The organism is Primorskyibacter marinus (assembly GCF_003313245.1).
In the GTDB taxonomy this organism is placed as follows: Bacteria; Pseudomonadota; Alphaproteobacteria; order Rhodobacterales; family Rhodobacteraceae; genus Primorskyibacter; species Primorskyibacter marinus.
Window position 1 is genome coordinate 1 of record NZ_QJSD01000058.1, and the last position, 722, is coordinate 722.

General features: G+C 50.7%; 1 protein-coding gene. It reads left to right on the top strand.

All coding sequences use genetic code 11. The features are described from left to right. Positions 1-675 (top strand): chlorophyll a-b binding protein (locus DMZ65_RS20250; protein WP_157960708.1); only part of this gene is annotated, 675 nt, incomplete at its 5' end. Between the last annotated feature and the right edge of the window lie 47 nt (positions 676-722).

Sequence of the window (722 nt, forward strand, 5' to 3'; positions counted from 1 at the left end):
GTTGCACCATCAGGAAGCCCATGGTACGGCCCAGACCGTGTCAAGTACCTAGGCCCATTCTCTGGTGAGGCTCCATCATACCTCACTGGTGAATTCCCAGGTGACTACGGATGGGACACTGCTGGGCTTTCAGCTGACCCCGAGACATTCGCCAAGAACCGTGAGCTTGAGGTCATCCACTCTAGATGGGCCATGCTTGGAGCTCTTGGATGTGTCTTCCCAGAGCTTTTGGCCCGTAACGGTGTCAAGTTCGGTGAAGCTGTATGGTTCAAGGCTGGTGCCCAAATCTTTAGCGAAGGTGGTCTTGACTACTTGGGAAACCCAAGCTTGGTCCATGCCCAGAGCATCTTGGCCATTTGGGCTACCCAAGTGATCTTGATGGGTGCAGTTGAGGGTTACAGAATTGCTGGTGGGCCATTGGGTGAGGTTGTTGACCCACTTTACCCTGGTGGCAGCTTCGACCCATTGGGCCTTGCTGATGACCCAGAGGCTTTTGCTGAGTTGAAAGTGAAGGAGCTTAAAAATGGAAGACTAGCTATGTTCTCTATGTTTGGATTCTTTGTTCAAGCCATTGTGACCGGAAAGGGGCCTTTGGAAAACCTTGCTGACCACCTTGCTGACCCTGTTGCCAACAACGCCTGGTCCTACGCTACAAACTTCGTCCCCGGAAAGTAAACTATTTTAAATATTGGTTATGTCATATCGAAATATATTTTCGGTGC